The organism is Phytobacter sp. V69, assembly GCF_965644215.1.
Classification (GTDB): domain Bacteria; phylum Pseudomonadota; class Gammaproteobacteria; order Enterobacterales; family Enterobacteriaceae; genus Phytobacter.
The window spans coordinates 1-23182 of sequence record NZ_CBFFRL010000074.1 but is presented as its reverse complement, the minus strand read 5'-3'; the positions used below and the strand labels follow the sequence as shown (position 1 = coordinate 23182).

Below are 23182 nucleotides of genomic sequence, written 5' to 3'. Positions count from 1 at the left end.
GTCATGATAATAGGGCCTTCTGATTAGAAGGCCCTATTATCAATGATTTTTATCCTCGTGACGACACTATCTAGGGAAGGCAGTATAAGCCGTCGTTTTTTGGCAGATATGTGCGTTCGCCCGCAAACTGGCATCCGGCTTGCGGGAAAAGCGCATTGATCGCATTTATGATTAAAAGGTTCAGTTAAGTGGTCGGATCACCTGCAAACAATAAAAGGAAACACCATGACCTTACGCAACATCCTGGCAGTTGCCTGCCTGTTACTGCCGCTCCTGGCGCAAGCTCACAATTTTGAGACCAGCCAGCGAGTGCCGCCCGTGGGCATCGCCGACAGAGGAGAGTTAATTCTCGATAACGATAAGTTTAGCTACAAAAACTGGAACAGCGCGCAGCTTCCTGGCAAAGTGCGAGTGGTGCAACATATTGCCGGTCGGACCTCTGCCAAAGAGAAAAATGCCGGACTGATTGAAGCGATCAAAGCCGCAAATTTCCCACACGATCGCTACCAGACCACCACCATCATCAACACGGATGATGCCATTCCCGGCTCGGCGATGTTTGTGCGTAGCAGCATCGAGAGCAACAAAAAACTCTTTCCCTGGTCGCAGTTTATTGTCGACAGCGATGGCGTAGCGCGTAAAGCCTGGCAACTGGATGAAGGCAGTTCAGCTATCGTGGTGCTGGATAAAGACGGGCGGGTGCAATATGCCAAAGACGGCGGGCTGACGCAGGCGGAAGTGCAGCAGGTTATCGCCCTGCTGCACAAGTTACTCGACAATCAGTAAATCGACACCCGAAAGCCGGGGTTAAGGAAAGACTCACGCGGCGTGTAGTCCAGGGTTTTCCCCTGCCAGTCGTGAACGTGCGCCCCGGCGGCAACGGCCACCGCATGGCCCGCCGCCGTATCCCAGACGCTGGTTGGCCCAAAACGCGGATACAGCTGGGCGTGCCCTTCGGCGACCAGGCAGAATTTCAGCGATGAGCCGATAGCCGTTGTCTGATGCTCACCCAACTGGGTCAGATACTCTTTCAGTTCATCATCCGCGTGGGAGCGGCTCACTACCACCAGCGGTGGGCGCGCGTCGCGGACTTTAATCTGCGCACTCGTGCCGTTTTCCTCTTTCCACGCTTTGCCTTCCGCCGCGCAATACATCACTTTCAGCACCGGCGCATAAACAACGCCCAGCACCGGTTTCCCCTTTTCAATCAGGGCGATATTCACGGTGAACTCACCATTGCGCTTGATGAACTCTTTGGTGCCGTCAAGCGGGTCAACCAGCCAGTAGCGCTGCCAGTGCTGGCGAACGCTCCAGGAAGGCGGATCTTCTTCCGACAGCACCGGGATATCCGGGGTCAGCGCCTGTAGCCCGCCGGCAATCACCGCGTGTGCGGCGATATCGGCTGCCGTCACCGGGGAGTCGTCTGATTTGCTGGTCACATCCATCGGCTTATGGCCGTCGTAGACCTGCATAATGGCATCGCCCGCTTCGCGCGCGAGCTGACAAATGGCTTCTAACATCATCCACCTCTTATATATGGCAGTGGGGTTTTTACCCTAAATAATTCACGTTGCAGGAAGGAGGCAAGTGAGTGAATCCCGATGAGCTTACACCAGTAAGTGATTCGGGTGAGTGAACGCAGCCAACGCCCATGCAACATGAAGTATGACGGGTATAACTCATTGTTTTACTTATATCGCATTATGTGTGAATCCGCCAGGTGTGATAGTTGTTTCATTTATGTGGCGAATTTCATGGCAGAATTCACAATTCTGTAAGCAACAAAATGTACATATCAGTTTCTTTTGTGGATCAGATCTAAAAAGGACACTTCTGATGATTAAGTTTAGCGCAACGCTTCTTGCCACGTTGATAGCCGCCAGCGTGCAGGCAGCAACGGTGGATCTCCGGATTATGGAAACCACTGATTTGCATAGCAACATGATGGACTTTGATTACTATAAAGATTCTGCAACAGAAAAATTCGGACTGGTGCGCACTGCCAGCCTGATCAATGCCGCCAGGAATGAAGTCAAAAATAGCGTGCTGGTGGATAACGGCGACTTAATTCAGGGCAGCCCGCTGGGCGATTACATGGCAGCTAAGGGGCTGAAAAAGGGGGATATTCACCCCGTCTATAAGGCACTGAATACACTGGACTACGCCGTTGGCAACCTCGGTAACCACGAGTTCAACTATGGCCTCGATTACCTGCATCGGGCGCTGGAAGGGGCCAAATTCCCCTACGTCAATGCCAACATTATCGATGTTAAAACCAAAAAGCCGCTGTTTACCCCGTACATCATCAAAGAGACCACCGTCACCGATACCGACGGCAAAACGCAGACGGTGAAAATAGGCTATATCGGCTTTGTGCCGCCGCAAATCATGGTGTGGGATAAAGCCAACCTGAGCGGCAAAGTGATGGTCGACGACATCACCGAGACGGCGAAGAAATATGTCCCGGAGATGCGTGAAAAAGGGGCCGACCTGGTGGTGCTGGTCGCTCACTCCGGCCTCTCCTCTGAGCCTTATCAGGCGATGGCGGAAAACTCCGTTTACTACCTAAGCGAAGTCCCCGGTGTGGACACCATTCTGTTTGGTCACGCCCATGCGGTCTTCCCGTCGAAAGATTTCGCCGCCATTAAAGGGGCGGATATCGCCAAAGGCACGCTGAATGGCGTTCCATCCGTGATGCCGGGTATGTGGGGAGACCATCTGGGCGTGGTGGATCTGGTGCTGAATAATGACAGCGGGAAGTGGCAGGTCACCTCGTCAAAAGCCGAAGCGCGCCCGATTTATGATGCCGCCGCCAAAAAATCACTGGCAGCGGAAGACAGCAAACTGGTGGCAATCCTCAAACACGACCACGATGCCACCCGTCAGTTTGTCGGCAAGCCTATCGGCAAATCCGCAGACAACATGTATAGCTTCCTGTCGCTGGTGCAGGATGACCCAACGGTCCAGGTGGTCAACAACGCCCAGACTGCTTACGTAAAACACTTTATTCAGGGCGATCCGGATCTGGCGAACCTGCCGGTACTGTCTGCCGCAGCCCCGTTCAAAGCCGGTGGGCGTAAAAATGACCCTGCCAGCTTCGTCGAAGTGGAAAAAGGGCAGCTCACCTTCCGTAACGCCGCCGATCTATATCTCTACCCGAACACGCTGGTGGTAGTGAAAGCGACGGGCAAAGAGGTGAAAGAGTGGCTGGAGTGCTCCGCCGGGCAGTTTAATCAGATCGATATCAACAGTACGAAGCCTCAGGCGTTAATCAACTGGGAGACCTTCCGTACCTATAATTTCGATGTGATTGATGGGGTGAAATACCAGATTGATGTGACGCAGCCCGCCCGCTATGACAGCGAATGCCAGAGCATCAACCCGCAGTCAGAGCGCATTAAGGATCTCACCTTCAACGGTAAACCGATCGATCCAAACCAGGTGTTCCTGGTGGCAACCAATAACTACCGCGCCTGGGGCGGCAAGTTTACGGGAACCGGTGACAGCCACATCGCCTTTGCCTCGCCGGATGAAAACCGCGCGGTACTGGCGAAATGGATAACCGATGAGTCGGCAAAAGCCGGAGAAATCCACCCGGCGGCAGATAACAACTGGCGTCTTGCGCCGATTCACAGCACCACCGCGCTGGATATCCGTTTCGAAACCTCCCCTTCTGAGAAAGCGGCGGCGTTTATCAAAGAGAAAGCGCAGTATCCGATGAAGAAGGTTGGCACTGACGAGATTGTCTTTGCGTTGTATCAGGTGGATTTGAGTAAGTAAGCGGCTGGCCGAACAGCCCCTCACCCTGGCCCTCTCCCCAAAGGGGCGAGGGGATCAAAAACGTAGCCCGGATAAGGCGTTCACGCCGCCATCCGGGTTTACTCAGGCGGCGCGGTCGTCTCGCGTCGCCAGCACCTGCGGCAAATTCAGCTCGATCCAGTCCGCCAGATCCGCCACCTTTTCACTCACCTGCTCGCCCAGCGGCGTCAGGCTATACTCTACATGTGGCGGCACCACCGGATACGAAATCCGGTTGATAAAGCCATCCATTTCCAGCGCCTGCAGCGACTGCGCCAACATCTTTTCACTGACGCCGCCCATCTTGCGGCGCAAATCACTAAAGCGATGCGTGCCGTGGCGCAGGGCCACCAGAATCAGCACGCCCCAGCGACTGGTCACGTGTTTAAGCACCTCACGCGACGGACAGTCCTCGGCAAAGAGATTGCCATCACGCATTTGTTCGCTCAGGGTCGGGTTCGTGCTTTTCATACTTACCTTTTTGTACGTACTTACTAAAAGTTAGCTATGGTGCTAGTGTGCCACAACACAAGACAATCACGAAGGAGAATCACCATGATCGCAATTACCGGCGCTACGGGCCAACTGGGCGCACTGGCTGTTGAAGCGTTACTGAAAACCATCAAAGCCAGCGACATTGTCGCTATCGTACGTAACCCGGCGAAAGCCGACGCGCTTGCCCAGCAAGGCGTGGTTGTTCGCCAGGCCGACTACGGCGACCAGGCGGCGCTGACTGCCGCACTGGCAGGCGTAGACAAACTGCTGCTGGTCTCCTCCAGCGAAGTGGGCCAGCGTGCCGTTCAGCATCGCAATGTGATCAATGCAGCCAAAGCGGCGGGCGTGAAATTTATCGCCTACACCAGCCTGCTGCATGCGGATAAATCGCCGCTGGGTCTGCACGTTGAGCACGTTGAAACCGAAAAAATGCTGGCCGATTCCGGCATCCCTTACGCCCTGCTGCGTAACGGCTGGTACAGCGAAAACTACCTGGCCAGCGCTCCTGCGGCCCTGACTCACGGCGTGTTCATCGGCGCGGCGGGTGAAGGCAAAATCGCCTCGGCAACCCGTGCGGATTACGCTGCAGCTGCCGCACGTGTTATCAGCACCGATGGTCATGCAGGGAAAGTCTACGAGCTGGCGGGTGACAGCGCCTGGACCCTCAGCGAACTGGCGGCAGAGCTCAGCAAGCAAAGCGGCAAACCGGTTGTGTATCAGAACCTGAGCGAAGCCGATTTTGCCGCCGCGCTGAAAGGTGTTGGCCTGCCAGAGGTGTTCGCTAACCTGCTGGCGGACTCGGATATCGGCGCCTCGAAAGGCGGTCTGTTCGATGACAGCCATACCCTGAGCAAACTAATTGGTCGCCCGACCACCCCGCTTGCAGACAGCGTCAAAGGCATTCTGTAACTGTTACAGGCTGGTTAATTTTTGTAGCATGCCGCCGGGTCATCCTTAATAATGTGAGGATGACCTGAGCGGAGACTGAAAGTGGAAGGCGTACCGGAGCAGTTCTTTGACGAGAGAGACAGCGCGCGTTTTCGCCACCTGGCACAATTGCCGGGGGTGGAGCTTTACCATGCGCACATCTCGCGTTATGCCTTCGAGCCCCACACCCACGAAGCCTTCGGCATAGGCGCTATCGAAGCCGGCGCAGAACGCTTTCGCTATCGCGGCACCCAGTATGTCGCCCCGGCCAATTCCGTTGTCACCATGAACCCCGACGAACTGCATACCGGCGAGGCTGAAACCGCCGACGGCTGGCGCTATCGCATGATTTACCTCGACCCGGCGTTGCTGGAAGAGGTCACCGGTATCCGCCACTGGTGGTTTAGCGATGTCACCCGCCAGGACTCCCTGCGCACGGTACAGATCTGCCGCCTGATTCACGGCCTGTGGCACACGGACGATCCGCTGGCGCAAAAGGGGATGCTGCTCGATCTGATCGACACCTTTACGCCGCTTGCGCGCCACTCGCCGGTTCTCCAGGAAGGTGCTCATCGTTTTGAGCGGGTTCGCGACTATCTGCACGACAATTTTATGCATCCTCTGACGCTGGACGAACTGGCGCAGGTGGTGTCGTTAAGTCCGTACCATTTCCAGCGCCAGTTCAAAGCCCATTTTTACGTGACGCCCCATCAAATGCTGATGGCGATCCGCCTGTGGCGGGCGAAAGATTTCCTGACCCGGGGAATGCCTGCCGCCGAAGTAGCCGCTGCGACCGGGCTTACCGATCAGTCGCACCTCACCCGCGCGTTTACCCATCGCTACGGCATTACCCCTGTGCGCTACCAAAAACAGGTCGTCCGGCGCTAATGCGCAATCTGATACAATATTCCGTGGTCCTCTCTTCCTACACTGTGACGGCAAACAGTAACGTCAGGTGGAAGTATGTTTAGTGGTGTGTTGTATGCCCTTCTCGCAGGCATGTTGTGGGGACTCATTTTTGTTGGGCCATTGCTTGTGCCGGATTATCCGGCAGCGTTGCAGTCAACCGGGCGTTATCTGGCGCTAGGGCTGATTGCTCTGCCGCTGGCATGGCTGGGCCGCCAGCGTTTACGGCAGTTAACGCGCAGCGACTGGATCACCGCGCTGGCGCTTACCATGATGGGCAATCTGATCTATTACGTCTGCCTTGCCAGCGCCATTCAGCGCACCGGGGCACCCGTTTCAACGATGATCATCGGCACCTTACCGGTGGTTATCCCGGTCTGCGCGAATCTGCTCTATAGCCAGCGCGACGGCAAACGTTCCTGGGCCAGCCTCGCCCCGGCGCTGCTCTGCATCGCGGCGGGGCTGATCTGCGTCAATATCGCGGAGTTACAGGATGGGCTGCCTGATTTCACGTGGTGGCGCTACGGTTCTGGCGTGGCGCTGGCGGTGGTATCTGTGGGTTGCTGGGCCTGGTATGCCCTGCGCAATGCCCGCTGGCTGCGGGAAAACCCGGACAAGAACCCGATGATGTGGGCCACCGCTCAGGCGCTGGTGACGCTCCCGGTTTCTCTTCTGGGCTACGCGGCCGCCTGCCTGTGGCTGAACGTTCAGCAGCCGGAATTCGCCCAGCCTTTTGGTCCGCACCCTGGCGTGTTTATCGGTTTGATGTTCGCCATTGCCGTGCTCTGCTCCTGGGTGGGTGCCCTGTGCTGGAACGTCGCCAGCCAGCGTTTGCCAACGGTGATTGTTGGGCCGCTGATCGTCTTTGAAACCCTGGCGGGCCTGCTTTATACCTTTATGCTGCGCCAGCAAATGCCGCCGTGGCTCACCCTCTGCGGTATCGCTCTGCTGGTTTGTGGCGTGGTCATGGCCGTGCGTGCGAAGCCAGAAAAGCCGCTGGTGCAGTCGATTTCAGAGCACGGTTAACCGTGCTCATATTTACCTTGCCCCGAAAGGGGTATATCATCGGCATAAAAATGCATTTAAAATACATCTTATAATTTCTGATGAGGTAAATGATATGGCCTTCCGTGACCAACCCCTGGGTGAACTGGCGCTATCCATTCCACGTGCGTCAGCGCTGTTTCGTAAATACGACATGGACTACTGCTGCGGCGGTAAGCAGACGCTGGATCGCGCCGCGTCCCGCAAAGAGCTGGATGTTGGCATCATTGAAGCCGAGCTGGCAAAACTGGCAGAGCAGCCCATCGAGAAAGACTGGCGCGTCACTGCGCTTAGCGAAATCATCGATCACATTATCGTGCGTTACCACGACCGCCACCGCGAACAGTTGCCGGAGCTTATCCGGCAGGCGACCAAAGTGGAGCGTGTACATGCCGATAAACCGAACGTGCCAAAAGGGTTAACCAAATACCTGACCATGCTGCACGATGAGCTCTCCAGCCACATGATGAAAGAAGAGCGCATTCTGTTCCCGATGATTAAAGAGGGCATGGGCAGCCAGGCGATGGGGCCAATCGGCGTGATGGAAAGCGAGCATGATGATGCGGGCGAGTTGCTGGAAGTGATCAAGCACATCACCAACGGCGTGACGCCACCGCCGGAAGCCTGCACCACCTGGAAAGCAATGTATAACGGTATCAACGAGCTGATCGACGACCTGATGGAGCACATCAGTCTGGAAAACAACGTTCTGTTCCCGCGTGCCCTCGCCGGAGAATAAACAAAGGCGCCCCTGAGAGCGCCTGATTCATGGAAGTCTTTAGAGCCGCCAGCGCGGCTCTTTTTTATACCTGCGATTCGCATTTCCCGGATGCGGCTTACGCCTTATCCGGGCTACAAACCCGGGCCGCACAAACATGTAACCCCGGTAAGCGTCAGCGCCACCGGGGGCTTGCTCCTTATCCGGGCTACAAACCCGGGTCGCACAAACATGTAGCCCCGGTAAGCGTCAGCGCCACCGGGGACGCAAAGGCTGCGAATGCTTAACGCGTACCTGCCAGACGTTTTTTACCCACAATCAGCCATCCTGCACCCAATACCACAAACCATAACGGCGTGATGATCAGCGCTTCACGGGTGTCCTGCTCCAACGTCAGCAGAGCAATAACAAAGACGAAGAAGGCCATGCACACCCAGCACATCAGTTTACCCAGCGGCATTTTATAGATGGACGCTTCGTGCAGATGTGGACGCTGTTTGCGGTAGACGAGGTACGAGCAGAGGATAATCGTCCAGACAAACATAAACAGAATCGCCGACACGGTGGTGATCATCGTGAACGCCGCAATCGCGCTTGGGTTCACGTACAGCATCACCACGCCGCCCAGCAGGCAGATACAGGAGAAGGTCAGCCCTTTCGCCGGTACCGCGCGTTTAGACAGCTTACCGAATGCTTTCGGCGCCACGCCGTCCTGCGCCAGACCGAACAGCATACGGCTAGTCGAGAACACGCCGCTGTTGGCGGAAGACGCCGCAGACGTCAGCACCACAAAGTTGATAATGCTCGCGGCGGCAGGCAGGCCCACCAGCACAAACAGTTCAACAAACGGGCTCTTATCCGGCACCACGGAGCTCCATGGGGTAACGGACATGATCACAATCAGCGCAAACACATAGAACATGATGATGCGGACTGGAATGGAGTTGATGGCGCGCGGCAGCGATTTTTCCGGGTCCTTGGTTTCCGCAGCTGTCGTACCGACCAGCTCAATCCCCACAAAAGCGAAGACCGCAATCTGGAAACCGGCAAAGAAGCCGCTGATGCCTTTCGGGAACCAGCCGCCGTCATTCCACAGATGCGCAATGGAGGCTTCTACGCCGGTCGGTGATTTAAAGTGGGTTAACACCATCACCAGGCCAACGGCAATCAGCGCCACAATGGCGACGATTTTGATCATCGCAAACCAGAACTCCATCTCACCGAACATTTTCACGGTGGCAAGGTTCAGGCTCAGCAGCACCAGGACAATGGTCAGCGCCACCACCCAGTCAGATAATCCAGGGAACCAGAACTGCGCGTAGGCGGTGATCGCCACCACGTCCGCCATCCCGGTCACCACCCAGCAGAACCAGTATGTCCAGCCGGTAAAATACCCCGCCCACGGCCCGAGAAGGTCGGCGGCGAAGTCGCTAAAAGATTTGTATTCGAGGTTCGACAGCAGCAATTCACCCATTGCACGCATGACGAAGAACAGCATGAACCCGATGATCATATAGACAAAAATGATCGACGGACCTGCGAGGCTGATGGTTTTCCCGGAGCCCATAAACAGCCCGGTACCGATAGCGCCACCAATAGCAATAAGCTGAATATGCCGGTTTGTAAGATTTCGCCGTAGCGATTGTTCAGTCGATGCCTCTTCGTCGGCAGCAACTTTTACCTGATCTACCATGTTTATATCCTGTCTGTGTTGTTGAGGCTCTTCTGGCCTTTAATTGCGTAATTCGCCCTTTCGCGGACGCAACGATATTAGGTAAGAATTGGCGGGATGAATACTCTGAATTCTGGATGATGTTAAATATTTGTTTAAAGTGAGCAGCATATCACTCGAATAAGACGATGGAGTTCACAAAAATACACCGTATTTCGCGACTGGCAAGATAAAGTATCGAAAGTAATTCATTTAACGAATGATTAGCGCAGCTTTGACTCCCTCTCCCCGGCCGGGGAGAGGAAAGCGTCGTGAAGATTACAGGATTTCCAGTAATTCCACTTCAAATACCAGGGTGCTGAATGGCGGGATGGACGCGCCAGCGCCGCGTTCGCCGTAGGCCAGGTCGTGTGGAATGGTCAGTTCCCATTTGGAACCAACAGGCATCAGGGTCAGTGCCTCAATCCAGCCGCCGATCACGCCGTTCACTGGGAATTCAGCCGGTTCGCCACGGGCAACGGAGCTGTCAAATACGGTACCGTCGATCAGTTTGCCGGTGTAGTGAACGCGGACACGGTCAGTACGTGCCGGGATAGCGCCTTCGCCCTGCTCGATCACGCGGAACTGCAGACCGGATTCAGTGCTGTTTACACCTTCTTTCTCGCGGTTTTCATCCAGATATTTGACGCCTTCTGCCGCCATCTCTTCGAAGCGCGCACGACGCACTGCGTCCGCACGTTCGTGGATTTCACGCAGCGCACGATGAACAACATCCACCGGCACAGCAGGTTGTGTACCTGCCAGCGCGTCAGCAATACCTGCGACCAGCGCTTCCGGCAACAGCCCCTGTAAGCCGGAGTCGCTAAGCTGCTGTCCTACCTGCAAACCAATGCCATAGCTGGCCTGCGCTTCGATCGTGTCAAACGTTGGGGTTGTCATGGGTTTTCCTTTCATCATTTTTTAAGGTAGCGCGCAGCATAACAGTCACGCCGCGGCGGGTAAAACTTTGTCGTAGTAAAGATGACATATCGCAGAGAAACAGAAACAATACTCCCGGTAAGATAATTCTCATTATGATGTCACGAAACAATGCATTACACAGCCAATCAGGTAGTTAGCAATCTATACTCAATGAGACAGGATAAATGATGACGCGGAGCAGGAGGAAAGCCATGCCCGGGCGATTTGAACTGAAACCTACCCTGGCGAAAATCTGGCACGCCCCGGATCATTTTCGCATTCTGGACCCGCTCCCGTCGATGCATCGACGTGGGCTGATCCTCGCGTTTTTGTTGGTGATTATTGGCTTCCTGCTGCCCACATCAAACGAGACAGTGACGCCATCTGCCCCCGTCGGACGAGAAGCGCAGCTGAATATTCAGTCGCAATCTCAGCCACAGACACAACCGCAAGCTTCTCAACCGCTGGTGACGTCGTCGCCGGTGCAAAACCACCAACCCGCCCCCGTCCTCAACGAGCCGCCGCAGGCCGTGCAGGAACCAATCCAGCAGGAGCGTCCGACTGTCGCACAGACCGCGCCAGCCGCCCCTTCTGCAAGCGGTATTGAGCAGCAGTGGCGTTCCTATCGTGTCGAGCAGGGTAAAACACTGGCTCAGGTTTTCCGTGACCACAATCTGCCGCCAACCGATGTGTATGCCATGGCAAAAGTGGAAGGTGACGGTAAGCCGCTCAGCACGTTGCAAAGCGGCCAGATGGTGAAAATTCGCCAGAACGCGAACGGGGTGGTGACCGGGCTGACGATTGAAAACGGTGACGGTCAGTCTGTCCTGTTCACTCGCCAACAGGACGGCAGCTTTATTCGTGCGCGGTAAGTGAAGCAGGCCGGGTGAGCGATAACGCCATCCGGCCCAGAAGTTAATCGGCTTTTATCGCGACCTTATTCACCCACCAGATCCCTGAGCACACCAGCACCAGCGCAAGCGCGTATTTCCACTCGAGGATAGTCTCTCCGAGGAAAATCCCGGACAGTACCGTTCCCGCAACCGGGATCACAAAGTTAAACGGCGCGATCATGCTGACACGGTTGTATTTAAGCAGTGTGCTCCATAACGCGAACGCCACCGAGGAGAGCAGCGTCAGATAGCCGAGCACCGCCACCGATTCAAGGCCATGAAAGGTCAGCGTTCCGCCGCAAAGGTAACCGCCCGCGACCAGTGCCGTGCCACCAATACCCAACTGCCAGCCGGTCATCACGGTAGGATCGACCATCTGAGAAATACGCTTGCCGTAAAGCGTGGCCGCCGAGAGGATAAACGCCGCCAGCACCACTAAACCATCGCCCTGCCAGACAAAAGTGAAATCCATCAATGAATGGCTGAAGTTCACCAGCATCACCCCGGCAAACCCGAGAATACAACCGATCGTCTTGTTGTAGCTGAGCTTATCGTTCTGATAAATGAAGTGCGCCAGCAGCACGCTAAAGAAGGTGCCAGTGGCGTTCATGATTGAACCCTTAACACCCGTCGTAAACGCCAGACCGATATAGAAAATAGCGTACTGAATGGAGGTTTGCGTCAGACCGAGCAAGGTCAGTTGACCAAACTGGCGGCCGCTAAGCTGGGCAATTGGCTTACGTTGTGCCAGGACAAACAACAACAGCAGCAACCCGGCGAACAGGAAACGATAGCCTGCGAAGATGATTTTCGAAGGGATATCATCGGTGGCTATCTGGAAGATTTCATAGCCGTTTTTGATGGCAGGGTAGGAACTTCCCCATAGCAGACAACAAAGCGTTGCCCCGGCATAGACGACATTCTTACGGGTGAAAAGTGGGACGGGAGTAACCATTTCCATTGGCTGCACCAGGAGTAAAATCGTGTTTTGATTTATTATCCAGAAACAGTTGGGTAATAGCTACCATACAAGATAAAAAGTCGAGTGCAGAAAAGCAAAACGCCGGCACAAGGCCGGCGCTTCGTCGTTATTACAGAGTAATCAATTACTCAGCAACAACGTTAACAACCAGTTTAGCGAAGACTTCGCTGTGAACCTGGAAGTCCACTTCGTGCTCACCGGTGGTACGCAGAACGCCGTTCGGCAGACGAACTTCGCTCTTAGCCACGTTAACGCCAGCTGCAGTTACAGCGTCAGCGATATCGCGAGTACCGATGGAACCGAACAGTTTACCTTCGTCGCCAGATTTGGAAGCGATGGTTACAGTGCCCAGTGCGTTGATTGCTTCAGCGCGAGCGTTAGCAGCCGCCAGAACGTCAGCCAGTTTGGCTTCCAGTTCAGCGCGACGAGCTTCGAAAAACTCAACGTTTTTCTTAGTAGCAGGAACAGCTTTACCCTGTGGAACCAGGAAGTTACGAGCGTAGCCCGCTTTAACGTTTACCTGATCACCCAGGCTGCCCAGGTTTGCTACTTTATCAAGCAGAATAACTTGCATTACCTTATCCTCTTAAAGTCGTATTAATGGACCGTGCCCGATTACTGATGACGATCAGTGTACGGCAGCAGGGACAGGTAGCGAGCGCGTTTGATAGCGCGAGCCAGCTGGCGCTGGTATTTTGCACGAGTACCGGTGATACGGCTTGGGACAATCTTACCGCTTTCGGTGATGTAGTTTTTCAGCGTAGCGATATCTTTATAGTCGATCTCTTGAACGCCTTCCGCGGTGAAACGGCAGAACTTGCGACGACGGAAATAACGTGCCATATGGCTAGTCTCCAGAATCTATCAATTCAATCTGCTCGGCATGCAGAACCATTTTAGTCAGGCCGTTCTTTGCCTTGTGGCAAGAGATGAACCCCTGAACGATTACTGCGCTACCGACCGTTATACTGTGAGTAATGGCCTGGTTTTCGTGTCCGCTAATAATAACGGGCATTTGGCACCACGCCTGCCGGTGAAACCCGGCTTCCTCCTGCACAGAACGATGCTCAAGCACGAACTGGCAATGAGGAATTCCTGATGGGCTGACCTTTCGAAGGGGGGGCCTGCACACGGTGCCGGACAACACCAGACGGTTGGTCATCAGAAATTACTCTTCAGAATCCCCAGCATCTGCATCATCTGCGGTTTCGTTTGCGAAATCATCGCGACGCTCACGGCGCTCGTCTTTCGCTTTAACCATCGGAGATGCTTCGGTAACAGCGTGCTTAGTACGCATTACCATGCTACGGATAACGGCATCGTTGAAGCGGAAGTTTGTTTCCAGCTCATCGATCACTTCCTGCGGCGCTTCAACGTTCAGCAGAACGTAGTGAGCTTTGTGCAGTTTGTTGATCGGGTAAGCCAGCTGACGGCGGCCCCAGTCTTCCAGACGGTGGATCGTACCTTCTGCTGCAGTGATTGCACCAGTGTAACGTTCGATCATACCCGGAACCTGTTCGCTCTGGTCAGGATGGACCATAAAAACGATTTCGTAATGACGCATCGAATTGCTCCTTACGGATTATTCAGCCTCCTGTCTGGGTCAGCCGAAGCCCATGGAGGCAAGGAACGTGTTAAAGGTCGGCTGAAAAATGACGCGCCATAATACTTACCTCCCCTGCCAAACTCAAGCTAATTGCACAAATAATTCGCACTAAGCGCAAAGCCGCTTCACAGAGTGGGATTAAAATTAGACAAAACGGATACGGCAATTTTTTGAACGACAGCATCAGAAATGGTCGCGATACGTTTTGGCGGGAAAGCGTAGACTTTAAGCATACCCCAATTACACGGGAGGGAAAATGTTCTGACGGTCACAACGCAAGCTGTAATGGAGCGCAATATCATGAAAAACATCGCAATTTTAATCACAGCGCTAATCCTTAGCGCCAATGCGGCGGCAGCCATCAAAATCGACGGGCGGCAGGCCAAAAACATGGATGATGTGCAGAGCTTAGGCGTTATTTACATTAATCATAACATCGCCACTGAAAGCGAAGCGGATCAAGCACTCAAAGTCGAAACCGACGCGAAGGGTGCGAAATATTATCACCCGGTCTTACTTCGGGAACCGGGCAACAATGGCCTTCTTCATGCCAGTGCTGACATTTACCGCTAGTACACGCAGCCCAAATTACCCTTGCCATTATTTTGTTGCCCTCTTCCACGAGGGCTTTTTTTGCTCATTAACGGACGCGGCTTTTATTTCTGCCCGTAGTACGCATTCGGCCCGTGCTTACGCATAAAGTGTTTATCCATCAAATAGCCATCAATGAGTTTTAACGCCGGGTTGATGCCCCGAGCAATCCAGGCCATTCGGGCCACCTCCTCCATGACCACCGCGTTATGTACGGCGTCGTGCGCATCTTTCCCCCATGCAAACGGACCGTGTTGATAGACCACGATGCCCGGCGTATGCAGCGGGTTAACGTCACCCAGCGTCTCGACAATTACCTTACCGGTGTTGAGCTCATACTCTGCCTGCACCTCTTCTTTAGAAAGAGCCCGGGTACAGGGAATATCGCCAAAGAAGTAATCCGCATGCGTGGTGCCAAGCGCCGGAATGGCCAGCCCCGCCTGCGCCCAGGCCGTGGCATGCGTGGAATGGGTATGCACAACGCCGCCAAGGGCAGGATAACGTCGGTACAACTCCAGGTGCGTTGCGGTATCAGAAGACGGACGCCACTGCCCTTCCACCCTGTTACCTTGTAAATCCACCACTACCATGTCGTCTGGTTTCATGGTTTCGTAGGCCACACCGCTGGGCTTAATCACCACCAGCCCGCGTTCACGGTCGATAGCACTGACATTACCCCAGGTAAAGGTCACTAGCCCGTAGCGCGGCAAATCCATATTGGCCTCAAACACCTGCTGTTTAAGCTTTTGCATTATGCCGCCTCCACTAAACCTGCTTTTGCCATGCGCGCCTTCACCCAGTCGCGCGCTTTTGCCACTTCACTCGCCGGGTCGTCTGCCGTTTCGCTCCACATCTCAATCAGATAGGGTCCACAGTAGCCGCTCTCACGCAGCGTTTCAAAGCAGCGCTCGAAGTCGACAACGCCCTCACCAAAAGGAACGTTTTTAAAGACGCCGGGGCGTGTGTCTTTAACATGAACCGCCACGATATGGCCGACGCCCGCCAGCAGCTCCATCTGCACGTCGTTATCCCAGGCAGAAAGGTTGCCGATATCCGGGTAGAGCTGAAACCACGGATTATTAAGGTAGTGCGCGTAGCCCAACGCTTTGCTGATCGAGTTCATCAGCGGGTAGTCCATGATTTCCATCGCCAGCGTCACCTGCGCGCGGCTGGCCATTTCAACGCTCTCTTTAAGGCCGTCACGAAAGCGGCGGCGCGTCTCATCATTCGCCTGCTGGTAGTAAACGTCATAACCGGCGAGTTGAATCACGCGGATCCCCGTGTCCTGCGCAAACTGAATAGCCTTGCGCATGATCGCCAGCCCCTGGCTACGCACCGCATCATCTTCGCTGCCCAGAGGAAAGCGCCGGTGCGCACTCAGGCACATGGAGGGAACGCGAACACCCGTTTCCGCCACCGCAGCCACCAGCGCAAGGCGTTGCTCAGTGTTCCAGTCGAGACGTGCCAGACGCGCATCGGTTTCATCAACGGACATTTCGACAAAATCGAAGCCCAGCGTTTTTGCCAGCCGTAGCCTTTCCAGCCAGCACTCCCCGGCAGGGAGTGCTTTTTCGTAGATCCCCAGCGGGATCTGTTTTGACAACATATCCGCTCCTTAGCCCCACAACTGGGCAATCGAGCGCTTGAACTGGCGAGCCGCCTCCACCGGGTCAGCGGCATCGCGAATGCTGCGTCCGGCAATAAAGACATGAATGGGGATGCCCTTGAACAGCGGCAAATCTTCCAGCGCCAGCCCACCGGTTACCGTCACCTTAAAGCCCATTTCGGCCAGTTTCGTCACCGCGCTGATATCCGCTTCACCCCAGGCCACGCCAGCCGCCTGCGCATCGCGACTGCGGTGATAAACTACCTGCTGAATTCCTGCGTCACGCCACTGCTGCGCCTGTTGCCAGGTCCAGTAGCCGGTCAGTTCAATCTGCACGTCACCGTTAAACTCTTTCGCCACATCCAGCGCACCTTTCGCGGTGTTGATATCGGCACAGCAGATCACCGTCACCCAGTCCGCGTTGGCTTCAAAGCACATTCTTGAAAGGATTTTCCCGGCATCGGCAATTTTGGCGTCGGCCAGCACAATTTTATGGGGATACAGCGCCTTAAGATCGCGAACGGCCCGTACGCCCTCGCCAACACATAAAATGGTACCCACTTCGATAATGTCCACCTCTTCGGCAATTAAGCGGGTGGTTTCGTAAGCGTGGGACAGCGTCTGGTTATCCAGGGCTACCTGCAACATCGGTAAATCAGACATGGTTTTTTGTTCCTTATACAGACGCCGCCGTGGCGCTATCAATTAAATCCAGTACCTGCTGCGCCGTGCGACAGGCGCGTAAACGATCAAAATTTTCTTCATCTTCAAACAAATTGACGATTTGCATGATGCCGTCTTCCTGATGCGTTCGCGCATCCACGGCCGCCAGCGTGATGAGAATGTCGACCGGGTCGTTGTCTTCGTGATCAAAAGCCAGCGGTGTTTTGAGGGTCACCAGCGCGAAGCCATTTTTCCTCACTCCTTCTTCCGGGCGGCCATGGGGCATCGCAAGCCCCGGTGCTATCACGAAGTACGGTCCGAACCGTTCCACACCATCCAGAATGGCCTGGTAGTAACGCGGTTCTACGACTTCAGCCTCTACCAGCAGATCCACGCCAAGCTTCACCGCTTCCTGCCACGTACTGGCCTCTGCCTGCAGGCGAATCGCATTGTTCTGTGCCAGCGAGTCACGTAATTTCATGGTGAGTCCTTATTTCACATCCTGCGCAAAATGGGCGTTGATCACTTCCATCAGCTTCGGACCAAAATCAGCGGCGGAGAGCATATTGCGTACCCCCACCACATACTTATTGCCGGAGACTTCGATTTCACTGGCGACATGGGTAGAGGCAATGATGATGTCCGCCCCGCTCAACTCGCTTTTGTATTCCCCCACCGCGCAACTGTTCACCGTATGGTCGACCTTTTGTTGAGTCAGGAACTGATCGACTTTCATTTTCATGATCATGGAACTGCCTTGCCCACAACCACACACAGCCAGAATACGTACGGTCATAATCAAACTCCTTCTTAAACAGAGTGTTCTGTCAGTTGTTTTTCCGCGTCTTCCTCAGCACGCAGCGCGCGCCCGGCGAAGAACATGTAAGCCAGTGAAATCAGAATCATCACGGCCATAAACGCGATCCCCACGGAAGCAAAACCTTGCATCATCGGCGGTGCCAGGATGGACCAGTCTGCCATCCCCATCCATGCACTCATCCCCGTCAGTTTGACCGCCCACACGCAGCCAAATATTTCGATCATGCCCATCACCAGGCAAATCTTGATGGCGGCGCGCCAGCCACCGAAGTGGTTCGCAAAGACGCCGATGGTGGCGTTGGAGAAGAACATCGGGATAAAACCAGGAATGATGAGAATGGAGGAGCCGCAGGCAATCAGAACGCCGACCGCAATCAGCTGGCCGATAGTTCCCCACATAAAGCCCCAGACCACCGCGTTCGGCGCGAAGCTGTAAATCGCCGCACAGTCAATCGCCAGCACAGCACCCGGAATCAGGCGCTGCGAGATACCGTTGAATGCTTCGGAGAGTTCGGCGACAAACATACGAACCCCCTGCACGATAATGAAAATGGCCACCGCAAACTGGAAACCGGTTTGCAGGATGTACACCGTCCAGTGGGTTTTACCGGCCATCACCTGGACGGTATCAAGGCCAAAGGAGAGCAGAATCGCGCCGAAGAAAACCGTCATGACAATGGCGGTGGAGACGATATTGTCGTGGAAAATATTCAGCCAGCCCGGCAGTTTCAGGTCTTCAACGCTCTCCTCTTTTTTCCCCAGATATGGGGCGATTTTGTAGGCAATCCAGGAGGCGAACTGTTGCTGGTGACCGATAGAAAAGCCGCAGTTATCCGTCACTTCCTGCGTGGGTGTGTACATCATATTGGAGGTGATTCCCCAATAGAGCGAAACCAGCACGGCAGCGCAGATAATGGTGGTCCACATGGAGTAGCCGAGAATAAAGAAGAACACCGCAATCAGGCCGGCCTGCTGGAACATGATGTGCCCGGTCAGCATGATGGTGCGAATGCCGGTAATACGCCGTAGCAGGACGTAAATAATGTTGAGTGCCAGCGCCAACAGCACGGCGTAACCCACCCAACTGTAGGCGTCTCCCATGCGTTCGATGGTCGCCATCATTGACGCGTAGGTGTCAGAAATCGCGCCGTTGATGCCATACACTTCCGACATTTTGGCGACCACCGGTTTAAACGTACTGGTCAGAATCCCCGACCCCGCCTGCAGCAACATAAAGCCGATGATCGTTTTGATCGTGCCTTTCACGATGACGCTGACACTTTTTCTCAACAGGATGTAGCCGATACAGGTCACGATCCCCAGCAGCAACGGGGCATTGGTCATAACCTGGTTAAAAAAGACGGTGAAGACGTTGTAGAGAATCTCCATAACTCGCTCCAGTAAGAAAGTTGCTGCATCTGTGCAACGCAGCACAAGGTGGAAACACTCTATCAATCATAAATAATCACAAAAAGATTGTTTTTGATTAATTGTGATGCATCACGCAATTTATTTGCCTGTTCTCATTGAGTGTGCATCCCCATTACAGCAACCCACCAAACAACACTTTAAATTCATATATTTATAAATAATTACAGAAAAATCAGTATGCAAAACCTGATATCAGAGCACGATCCCGATGTGATTTATCGCGCTTAACCCTGTTGCGATCATGATAAAACTGTGAAAACATAAATCACAAGTTATCACAAAATGATTTATTTTGATTAAACAGGTAAGGAGCGACACGATGAGTAAGATTGAAACCATTACCCGGGAATCATGGATTCTGAGCACCTTCCCCGAATGGGGAAGCTGGCTTAATGAGGAAATTGAGCAAGAACGTGTCGCCCCAGGCACCTTTGCCATGTGGTGGCTGGGCTGTACGGGTATCTGGCTGAAATCAGAGGGGGGCACTAACGTTTGCGTCGATTTCTGGTGCGGGACAGGCAAGCAAAGCCACGGTAATCCGTTGATGAAAAAAGGCCATCAGATGCAGCGCATGGCAGGAGTCGAGAAGCTGCAGCCGAACCTGCGCACCACGCCGTTTGTGCTGGATCCGTTTGCCATCCGCCAGGTCGACGCCATTCTCGCTACCCACGATCATAACGATCATATTGATGTCAACGTCGCGGCCGCCGTCATGAAAAACTGTGCCGACGATGTTCCCTTCATCGGCCCGCAAACCTGCGTCGATTTGTGGATTGGCTGGGGGGTGCCGAAATCGCGCTGTATCGTGGTCAAACCGGGCGATGTGGTTCGGGTGAAAGATATTGAAATTCATGCGCTTGATGCATTCGATCGCACCGCATTAATTACCCTGCCGGTAGAGCAAAAAGCAGCGGGCGTACTGCCTGACGGCATGGATCAGCGGGCGGTGAACTACCTCTTCAAAACCCCCGGCGGCACGCTGTATCACAGCGGTGACTCGCACTATTCCAACTACTATGCGAAGCATGGTAATGAATACCACATCGATGTGGCGCTGGGTTCCTACGGTGAGAACCCGCGCGGTATTACCGACAAGATGACCAGCGCCGATATGCTGCGTATGGCAGAAGCGCTGAATACAAAAGTCGTGATCCCGTTCCACCACGATATCTGGTCGAATTTCCAGGCCGACCCGCAAGAGATTCGCGTTCTGTGGGATATGAAAAAAGATCGCCTGCAGTATGGCTTTAAGCCTTATATCTGGCAGGTAGGCGGCAAATTTACCTGGCCGCTGGATAAAGACAATTTCGAGTATCACTACCCACGTGGTTTCGATGATTGCTTCACGATCGAACCCGACTTACCGTTTAAGTCTTTCCTCTAAAAACCGGGGCGGGCGCCGGCGCGTACCCGCCCTTTTTCTCATCAGGATTGTGCACTTATCTTTAGTAATTTCAGGCTATTTCAAATATCATCTTTTCACATCATTAATCATCGGAATAGCTCATGACGGAAGCGCAACGACATCAAATACTGCTGGATCAACTGGCGCAGACGGGCTTTATAACGGTTGAGGAAGTGATCGCCAGCCTGGGTGTTTCTCCTGCAACCGCACGCCGCGATATCAACAAGCTTGATGAAAGCGGCAAACTCAAAAAAGTGCGTAACGGTGCCGAAGCCATTAGCCAGCAGCGTCCGCGCTGGTCGCCGATGAACATTCATGAAGCGCTCCATCACGATGAAAAAGTGCGTATAGCCAGAGCCGCATCGCAGCTCGTCAGCGCCGGTGAAAGCGTGGTGATCAACTGTGGCTCTACCGCCTTCCTGTTGGGGCGTGAAATCTGCGGTAAACCGGTGCAAATCATCACCAACTATTTGCCGCTCGCCAACTACCTTATCGATCAGGAACACGACAGCGTGCTGATCATGGGTGGGCAGTACAACAAAACGCAGTCCATCACGCTGAGCCCACAAAGCAGTGAAAACAGCCTTTATGCGGGGCACTGGATGTTTACCAGCGGCAAAGGGCTGACGGCAGAAGGTCTTTATAAAACCGACATGCTGACCGCAATGGCCGAGCAAAAGATGCTAAACATGGTCGGGAAACTGGTCGTGCTGGTCGATAGCAGCAAAGTCGGCGAACGCGCAGGGATGCTGTTCAGCAGCGCAGAGCAAATTGATTTAGTAATCACCGGGAAACAGGCCAACCCCGAAATCCTCAAAAAACTTGAGGATCAGGGGGTTAAAGTGATGCGCGTCTAGTTACAGATGTTTGGTGAAGAAGCTGACGGTGGCCGTCAACGCGGTGGGAGTAATACGGTGTTTTACGCCCGCTTCCCACAGGCAGGTCAGCTTCCCATCCAGATGGTTTTTCACCAGTGCCTGCTGCAGACGTAGTGTTTCGGCGGCAGGGACCACATCATCGGCATCCCCATGCCAGAGAAAAAGCGGGCGGCTGGCAAGCTGCGCTAATTGTCCGTAGACATCCCATTTCGCTAATGGCGCGACAATCGAATCAAACGTGGCCTGCTGTTCCGCCGTGGTCACCACCAGCGGCGGAAAGAGACTGCTCGCCAGGGTCGAGAAATAACCGGACCCCATCAGGCAGGCCACGCTCTTCAGCTCCGGGAACTGCGTCATAATCCCGAGCGCCGTCATGCCGCCCATGGATGCCCCCCCCACGCCGAGCCGCTGATTGTCGACCAATCCCTGCTGATAAAGCGCCTCTTTCAGCGCCGCAAACTCCGCAAAATTGCCCTGCAAGATTTGCCAGAAACGCGCCATACGCCGTGTTTCATCTCCATCAAACCGGGCACCATGCTCCGGCGCATCAGGCATGACGACCCGAAACCCGACCTGGGCCAGCGCCACGGCAAAATAGCTGTATACCAGTTTGGAGGAGGTAAATCCGTGGTAAAAAACAATACAGGGTAATGGCTGCGCGCCTTTGCCTGCCGGGAACGCGTGCAATGTTTCAATCCCGGCAAAATGCCGTACCTCGAGCTCAATCATTGGCCTCTCCTTGATCTATAGTGCTGGTATGCCATCCCGCAATCGAAGGTGCAAGTCGGAGTTCGCATATCAAGTGTTAGCATTGAGATAAAGATGATGCGCCGATCGCATTTTCATTCGAAACTTATGTTGGCAATAGCAAAATGGGAACATTCCCCTCTTGCGTAATTATTATGGAACTACACTATGGCTATCAGGAGACATGAAAACATGATGCGCTGGTTTCTCCCCCTTGTTGTGGCGCTGTTTTTGAGCGGATGTAGCGTGCTGGAAGGTAAGCCACAGCCCGCCCCGCCCGTCAGCGATCATCCTCAGGAGATAAGTCGTAATCAGACGCAAAACCTGCAGGAAATGGGGGCGTTTAGCGTATCCGTGATGGGTTCCCCCATGGACGTGGAAGATGAGATAAAAGCCAGAGCCACTGCTGAAAAGGCGGATTATTACGTCATCATTATGATGGATGACACGGTAATTCCAGGTCGATGGTACGCCCGGGCCATGCTTTATCGCCACTAAGCGTCAGCAGGTTTAAGGAAGATTTACACTGCTTTGCGTCCTTTTATGTTTGCCTGTGCACAATGGAATGTATGGAATTTTCGCGCGACGGACTGCCCTGGAAAAAATCGGGGTAACGTGACATGGAGCTGATATGAAACGATCTCTTGCCTTAAACTCACTGTTGCTTTCTACAGGCTTAGCCAGCATAACAGCGCAGCCAGCAGAGTTCGCGAGCGCTGACTGCGTTACAGGGCTGAATGAAATTGGCCTGATTTCTGTCAACAATGTTTGCGGAAGTCCACAAGATGTGGAACGTGTCATCGCGTTGAAAGCAGATGAACAAGGTGCATCCTGGTACCGCATTATTCAGATGCAGGAAGAACAGCGGGTCGATAACTGGCGGGTGCAAGCCATACTTTATGCCTGACGGTCACACATCCCCAAAAGCCACTTTTTTTAAGTGGTTTTTTTGTTTACACTCCTTTGCTAGATAGTGTCGTCACAAGATTTTAGCCCAGAGAGCGATGCATCTGATCTGGACGGCAGCGAGAAATGAGGCCG

General features: G+C 54.1%; 28 protein-coding genes. 12 read left to right on the top strand and 16 right to left on the bottom strand.

What is annotated here, in order from left to right; genetic code table 11:
- The first annotated feature begins 225 nt into the window (after positions 1 to 225).
- Positions 226 to 786 carry a YtfJ family protein gene (locus ACSZPU_RS12615; RefSeq protein WP_498999171.1) on the top strand — a complete coding sequence of 187 codons (561 nt, stop codon included), beginning with the start codon at positions 226 to 228 and terminating at the stop codon, positions 784 to 786.
- Here the strand turns inward: ACSZPU_RS12615 and cysQ are convergent.
- Positions 780 to 1520, bottom strand: coding sequence for a 3'(2'),5'-bisphosphate nucleotidase CysQ (cysQ, locus tag ACSZPU_RS12610; protein ID WP_498999173.1), 741 nt, complete (start codon positions 1518 to 1520; stop codon positions 780 to 782). The genes ACSZPU_RS12615 and cysQ overlap by 7 nt on opposite strands.
- 316 nt (positions 1521 to 1836) lie before the next feature.
- On the opposite strand from cysQ, the gene ACSZPU_RS12605 reads away from it, so the two are divergent.
- On the top strand, positions 1837 to 3780 hold the full coding sequence (locus ACSZPU_RS12605) for a bifunctional 2',3'-cyclic-nucleotide 2'-phosphodiesterase/3'-nucleotidase (protein ID WP_498999169.1): 1944 nt from the start codon (positions 1837 to 1839) through the stop codon (positions 3778 to 3780).
- Positions 3781 to 3882: 102 nt separating this feature from the next.
- Here ACSZPU_RS12605 and ACSZPU_RS12600 read toward each other — a convergent pair whose 3' ends face one another.
- Complete coding sequence (locus tag ACSZPU_RS12600) at positions 3883 to 4269, bottom strand: winged helix-turn-helix transcriptional regulator (protein WP_498999168.1); 387 nt, start codon at positions 4267 to 4269, stop codon at positions 3883 to 3885.
- An 84-nt stretch (positions 4270 to 4353) separates the two neighbouring features.
- On the opposite strand from ACSZPU_RS12600, the gene ACSZPU_RS12595 reads away from it, so the two are divergent.
- The 4 genes from ACSZPU_RS12595 to ytfE all read left to right on the top strand — a co-directional run bounded on the left by ACSZPU_RS12595 (position 4354) and on the right by ytfE (position 7909).
- Positions 4354 to 5202, top strand: coding sequence for an SDR family oxidoreductase (locus tag ACSZPU_RS12595; RefSeq protein ID WP_498999166.1), 849 nt, complete (start codon positions 4354 to 4356; stop codon positions 5200 to 5202).
- Between the two features lie 81 nt (positions 5203 to 5283).
- Positions 5284 to 6108 (top strand): AraC family transcriptional regulator, encoded by an 825-nt coding sequence (locus ACSZPU_RS12590; protein ID WP_498999164.1) that lies wholly within the window; start codon positions 5284 to 5286, stop codon positions 6106 to 6108.
- A 75-nt stretch (positions 6109 to 6183) separates the two neighbouring features.
- Positions 6184 to 7152 (top strand): DMT family transporter, encoded by a 969-nt coding sequence (locus ACSZPU_RS12585; protein ID WP_498999162.1) that lies wholly within the window; start codon positions 6184 to 6186, stop codon positions 7150 to 7152.
- A 94-nt stretch (positions 7153 to 7246) separates the two neighbouring features.
- Positions 7247 to 7909 carry an iron-sulfur cluster repair protein YtfE gene (gene ytfE / locus ACSZPU_RS12580; protein ID WP_498999160.1) on the top strand — a complete coding sequence of 221 codons (663 nt, stop codon included), beginning with the start codon at positions 7247 to 7249 and terminating at the stop codon, positions 7907 to 7909.
- A gap of 262 nt (positions 7910 to 8171) precedes the next feature.
- Here the strand turns inward: ytfE and cycA are convergent, their stop codons facing one another.
- A complete protein-coding gene (gene cycA, locus ACSZPU_RS12575; protein ID WP_498999158.1) occupies positions 8172 to 9581 on the bottom strand; it encodes a D-serine/D-alanine/glycine transporter in 1410 nt (469 codons plus the stop codon).
- 297 nt (positions 9582 to 9878) lie between these two features.
- Complete coding sequence (bamJ, locus tag ACSZPU_RS12570) at positions 9879 to 10499, bottom strand: BamJ family beta-barrel-assembly machinery protein (protein ID WP_498999155.1); 621 nt, start codon at positions 10497 to 10499, stop codon at positions 9879 to 9881.
- Positions 10500 to 10732: 233 nt separating this feature from the next.
- Here bamJ and ACSZPU_RS12565 point away from each other — a divergent pair, with 233 nt between their 5' ends.
- Complete coding sequence (locus ACSZPU_RS12565) at positions 10733 to 11392, top strand: LysM-like peptidoglycan-binding domain-containing protein (RefSeq protein WP_498999153.1); 660 nt, start codon at positions 10733 to 10735, stop codon at positions 11390 to 11392.
- 43 nt (positions 11393 to 11435) lie between these two features.
- Here the strand turns inward: ACSZPU_RS12565 and ACSZPU_RS12560 are convergent, their stop codons facing one another.
- The 5 genes from ACSZPU_RS12560 to rpsF all read right to left on the bottom strand — a co-directional run bounded on the left by ACSZPU_RS12560 (position 11436) and on the right by rpsF (position 13959).
- Positions 11436 to 12374, bottom strand: coding sequence for a DMT family transporter (locus tag ACSZPU_RS12560; RefSeq protein WP_498999150.1), 939 nt, complete (start codon positions 12372 to 12374; stop codon positions 11436 to 11438).
- A 145-nt stretch (positions 12375 to 12519) separates the two neighbouring features.
- On the bottom strand, positions 12520 to 12969 hold the full coding sequence (gene rplI, locus ACSZPU_RS12555; RefSeq protein ID WP_498999149.1) for a 50S ribosomal protein L9: 450 nt from the start codon (positions 12967 to 12969) through the stop codon (positions 12520 to 12522).
- A gap of 41 nt (positions 12970 to 13010) precedes the next feature.
- Positions 13011 to 13238 carry a 30S ribosomal protein S18 gene (rpsR, locus tag ACSZPU_RS12550; RefSeq protein WP_000135199.1) on the bottom strand — a complete coding sequence of 76 codons (228 nt, stop codon included), beginning with the start codon at positions 13236 to 13238 and terminating at the stop codon, positions 13011 to 13013.
- Positions 13239 to 13242: 4 nt separating this feature from the next.
- On the bottom strand, positions 13243 to 13557 hold the full coding sequence (gene priB / locus ACSZPU_RS12545; RefSeq protein ID WP_498999140.1) for a primosomal replication protein N: 315 nt from the start codon (positions 13555 to 13557) through the stop codon (positions 13243 to 13245).
- Between the two features lie 6 nt (positions 13558 to 13563).
- Positions 13564 to 13959: a 30S ribosomal protein S6 gene (rpsF, locus tag ACSZPU_RS12540; protein WP_006686337.1), complete on the bottom strand. Its 396-nt coding sequence runs from the start codon at positions 13957 to 13959 to the stop codon at positions 13564 to 13566.
- Positions 13960 to 14301: 342 nt separating this feature from the next.
- Between rpsF and yjfY the strand changes: the two genes are divergently transcribed.
- Positions 14302 to 14574 carry a DUF1471 family protein YjfY gene (gene yjfY / locus ACSZPU_RS12535; protein ID WP_498999137.1) on the top strand — a complete coding sequence of 91 codons (273 nt, stop codon included), beginning with the start codon at positions 14302 to 14304 and terminating at the stop codon, positions 14572 to 14574.
- 83 nt (positions 14575 to 14657) lie between these two features.
- On the opposite strand, the gene ACSZPU_RS12530 is transcribed toward yjfY, so the two are convergent.
- The 6 genes from ACSZPU_RS12530 to ACSZPU_RS12505 are packed head-to-tail and all read right to left on the bottom strand — an operon-like array spanning position 14658 to position 19069.
- Positions 14658 to 15344, bottom strand: coding sequence for an L-ribulose-5-phosphate 4-epimerase (locus ACSZPU_RS12530; protein WP_498999135.1), 687 nt, complete (start codon positions 15342 to 15344; stop codon positions 14658 to 14660).
- The gene (locus tag ACSZPU_RS12525) at positions 15344 to 16198 is read right to left on the bottom strand and encodes an L-ribulose-5-phosphate 3-epimerase (protein WP_498999133.1); all 855 of its coding nucleotides are present in this window, start codon (positions 16196 to 16198) and stop codon (positions 15344 to 15346) included. Before ACSZPU_RS12525 ends, ACSZPU_RS12530 begins: the two co-directional genes overlap by 1 nt.
- A 9-nt stretch (positions 16199 to 16207) precedes the next feature.
- Entirely contained in the window at positions 16208 to 16861 is a 654-nt protein-coding gene (ulaD, locus tag ACSZPU_RS12520) for a 3-keto-L-gulonate-6-phosphate decarboxylase UlaD (protein WP_498999130.1), read from the bottom strand.
- Positions 16862 to 16874: 13 nt separating this feature from the next.
- Positions 16875 to 17342, bottom strand: coding sequence for a PTS ascorbate transporter subunit IIA (gene ulaC, locus ACSZPU_RS12515; RefSeq protein ID WP_498999128.1), 468 nt, complete (start codon positions 17340 to 17342; stop codon positions 16875 to 16877).
- A 9-nt stretch (positions 17343 to 17351) separates the two neighbouring features.
- Positions 17352 to 17657 (bottom strand): PTS ascorbate transporter subunit IIB, encoded by a 306-nt coding sequence (gene ulaB, locus ACSZPU_RS12510; protein ID WP_039077792.1) that lies wholly within the window; start codon positions 17655 to 17657, stop codon positions 17352 to 17354.
- A gap of 14 nt (positions 17658 to 17671) precedes the next feature.
- Positions 17672 to 19069 carry a PTS ascorbate-specific subunit IIBC gene (locus tag ACSZPU_RS12505; protein ID WP_498999125.1) on the bottom strand — a complete coding sequence of 466 codons (1398 nt, stop codon included), beginning with the start codon at positions 19067 to 19069 and terminating at the stop codon, positions 17672 to 17674.
- A 361-nt stretch (positions 19070 to 19430) separates the two neighbouring features.
- Between ACSZPU_RS12505 and ulaG the strand changes: the two genes are divergently transcribed.
- Positions 19431 to 20495: an L-ascorbate 6-phosphate lactonase gene (ulaG, locus tag ACSZPU_RS12500; protein WP_498999122.1), complete on the top strand. Its 1065-nt coding sequence runs from the start codon at positions 19431 to 19433 to the stop codon at positions 20493 to 20495.
- A 122-nt stretch (positions 20496 to 20617) separates the two neighbouring features.
- Positions 20618 to 21373: an HTH-type transcriptional regulator UlaR gene (ulaR, locus tag ACSZPU_RS12495; protein WP_498999119.1), complete on the top strand. Its 756-nt coding sequence runs from the start codon at positions 20618 to 20620 to the stop codon at positions 21371 to 21373.
- Here ulaR and yjfP read toward each other — a convergent pair whose 3' ends face one another.
- On the bottom strand, positions 21374 to 22123 hold the full coding sequence (gene yjfP, locus ACSZPU_RS12490; protein ID WP_498999117.1) for an esterase: 750 nt from the start codon (positions 22121 to 22123) through the stop codon (positions 21374 to 21376).
- 186 nt (positions 22124 to 22309) lie between these two features.
- Here yjfP and bsmA point away from each other — a divergent pair, with 186 nt between their 5' ends.
- Both bsmA and yjfN read left to right on the top strand, forming a co-directional pair.
- Positions 22310 to 22639, top strand: a complete 330-nt coding sequence (bsmA, locus tag ACSZPU_RS12485; RefSeq protein WP_498999115.1) for a biofilm peroxide resistance protein BsmA — start codon at positions 22310 to 22312, stop codon at positions 22637 to 22639.
- 133 nt (positions 22640 to 22772) lie between these two features.
- Positions 22773 to 23048 (top strand): DUF1471 family protease activator YjfN, encoded by a 276-nt coding sequence (gene yjfN, locus ACSZPU_RS12480; protein ID WP_498999112.1) that lies wholly within the window; start codon positions 22773 to 22775, stop codon positions 23046 to 23048.
- Positions 23049 to 23182: the final 134 nt, after the last annotated feature.

What these genes read in the sequence shown, in the direction of transcription:
- ACSZPU_RS12615 (WP_498999171.1), top strand. Translation starts at nt 226, where the DNA reads ATGACCTTACGCAACATCCTGGCAGTTGCCTGCCTGTTACTGCCGCTC.
- cysQ (WP_498999173.1), bottom strand. Translation starts at nt 1,520, where the DNA reads ATGTTAGAAGCCATTTGTCAGCTCGCGCGCGAAGCGGGCGATGCCATT.
- ACSZPU_RS12605 (WP_498999169.1), top strand. Translation starts at nt 1,837, where the DNA reads ATGATTAAGTTTAGCGCAACGCTTCTTGCCACGTTGATAGCCGCCAGC.
- ACSZPU_RS12600 (WP_498999168.1), bottom strand. Translation starts at nt 4,269, where the DNA reads ATGAAAAGCACGAACCCGACCCTGAGCGAACAAATGCGTGATGGCAAT.
- ACSZPU_RS12595 (WP_498999166.1), top strand. Translation starts at nt 4,354, where the DNA reads ATGATCGCAATTACCGGCGCTACGGGCCAACTGGGCGCACTGGCTGTT.
- ACSZPU_RS12585 (WP_498999162.1), top strand. Translation starts at nt 6,184, where the DNA reads ATGTTTAGTGGTGTGTTGTATGCCCTTCTCGCAGGCATGTTGTGGGGA.
- ytfE (WP_498999160.1), top strand. Translation starts at nt 7,247, where the DNA reads ATGGCCTTCCGTGACCAACCCCTGGGTGAACTGGCGCTATCCATTCCA.
- cycA (WP_498999158.1), bottom strand. Translation starts at nt 9,581, where the DNA reads ATGGTAGATCAGGTAAAAGTTGCTGCCGACGAAGAGGCATCGACTGAA.
- bamJ (WP_498999155.1), bottom strand. Translation starts at nt 10,499, where the DNA reads ATGACAACCCCAACGTTTGACACGATCGAAGCGCAGGCCAGCTATGGC.
- ACSZPU_RS12565 (WP_498999153.1), top strand. Translation starts at nt 10,733, where the DNA reads ATGCCCGGGCGATTTGAACTGAAACCTACCCTGGCGAAAATCTGGCAC.
- ACSZPU_RS12560 (WP_498999150.1), bottom strand. Translation starts at nt 12,374, where the DNA reads ATGGAAATGGTTACTCCCGTCCCACTTTTCACCCGTAAGAATGTCGTC.
- rplI (WP_498999149.1), bottom strand. Translation starts at nt 12,969, where the DNA reads ATGCAAGTTATTCTGCTTGATAAAGTAGCAAACCTGGGCAGCCTGGGT.
- rpsR (WP_000135199.1), bottom strand. Translation starts at nt 13,238, where the DNA reads ATGGCACGTTATTTCCGTCGTCGCAAGTTCTGCCGTTTCACCGCGGAA.
- priB (WP_498999140.1), bottom strand. Translation starts at nt 13,557, where the DNA reads ATGACCAACCGTCTGGTGTTGTCCGGCACCGTGTGCAGGCCCCCCCTT.
- rpsF (WP_006686337.1), bottom strand. Translation starts at nt 13,959, where the DNA reads ATGCGTCATTACGAAATCGTTTTTATGGTCCATCCTGACCAGAGCGAA.
- yjfY (WP_498999137.1), top strand. Translation starts at nt 14,302, where the DNA reads ATGAAAAACATCGCAATTTTAATCACAGCGCTAATCCTTAGCGCCAAT.
- ACSZPU_RS12530 (WP_498999135.1), bottom strand. Translation starts at nt 15,344, where the DNA reads ATGCAAAAGCTTAAACAGCAGGTGTTTGAGGCCAATATGGATTTGCCG.
- ACSZPU_RS12525 (WP_498999133.1), bottom strand. Translation starts at nt 16,198, where the DNA reads ATGTTGTCAAAACAGATCCCGCTGGGGATCTACGAAAAAGCACTCCCT.
- ulaD (WP_498999130.1), bottom strand. Translation starts at nt 16,861, where the DNA reads ATGTCTGATTTACCGATGTTGCAGGTAGCCCTGGATAACCAGACGCTG.
- ulaC (WP_498999128.1), bottom strand. Translation starts at nt 17,342, where the DNA reads ATGAAATTACGTGACTCGCTGGCACAGAACAATGCGATTCGCCTGCAG.
- ulaB (WP_039077792.1), bottom strand. Translation starts at nt 17,657, where the DNA reads ATGACCGTACGTATTCTGGCTGTGTGTGGTTGTGGGCAAGGCAGTTCC.
- ACSZPU_RS12505 (WP_498999125.1), bottom strand. Translation starts at nt 19,069, where the DNA reads ATGGAGATTCTCTACAACGTCTTCACCGTCTTTTTTAACCAGGTTATG.
- ulaG (WP_498999122.1), top strand. Translation starts at nt 19,431, where the DNA reads ATGAGTAAGATTGAAACCATTACCCGGGAATCATGGATTCTGAGCACC.
- ulaR (WP_498999119.1), top strand. Translation starts at nt 20,618, where the DNA reads ATGACGGAAGCGCAACGACATCAAATACTGCTGGATCAACTGGCGCAG.
- yjfP (WP_498999117.1), bottom strand. Translation starts at nt 22,123, where the DNA reads ATGATTGAGCTCGAGGTACGGCATTTTGCCGGGATTGAAACATTGCAC.
- bsmA (WP_498999115.1), top strand. Translation starts at nt 22,310, where the DNA reads ATGGCTATCAGGAGACATGAAAACATGATGCGCTGGTTTCTCCCCCTT.
- yjfN (WP_498999112.1), top strand. Translation starts at nt 22,773, where the DNA reads ATGAAACGATCTCTTGCCTTAAACTCACTGTTGCTTTCTACAGGCTTA.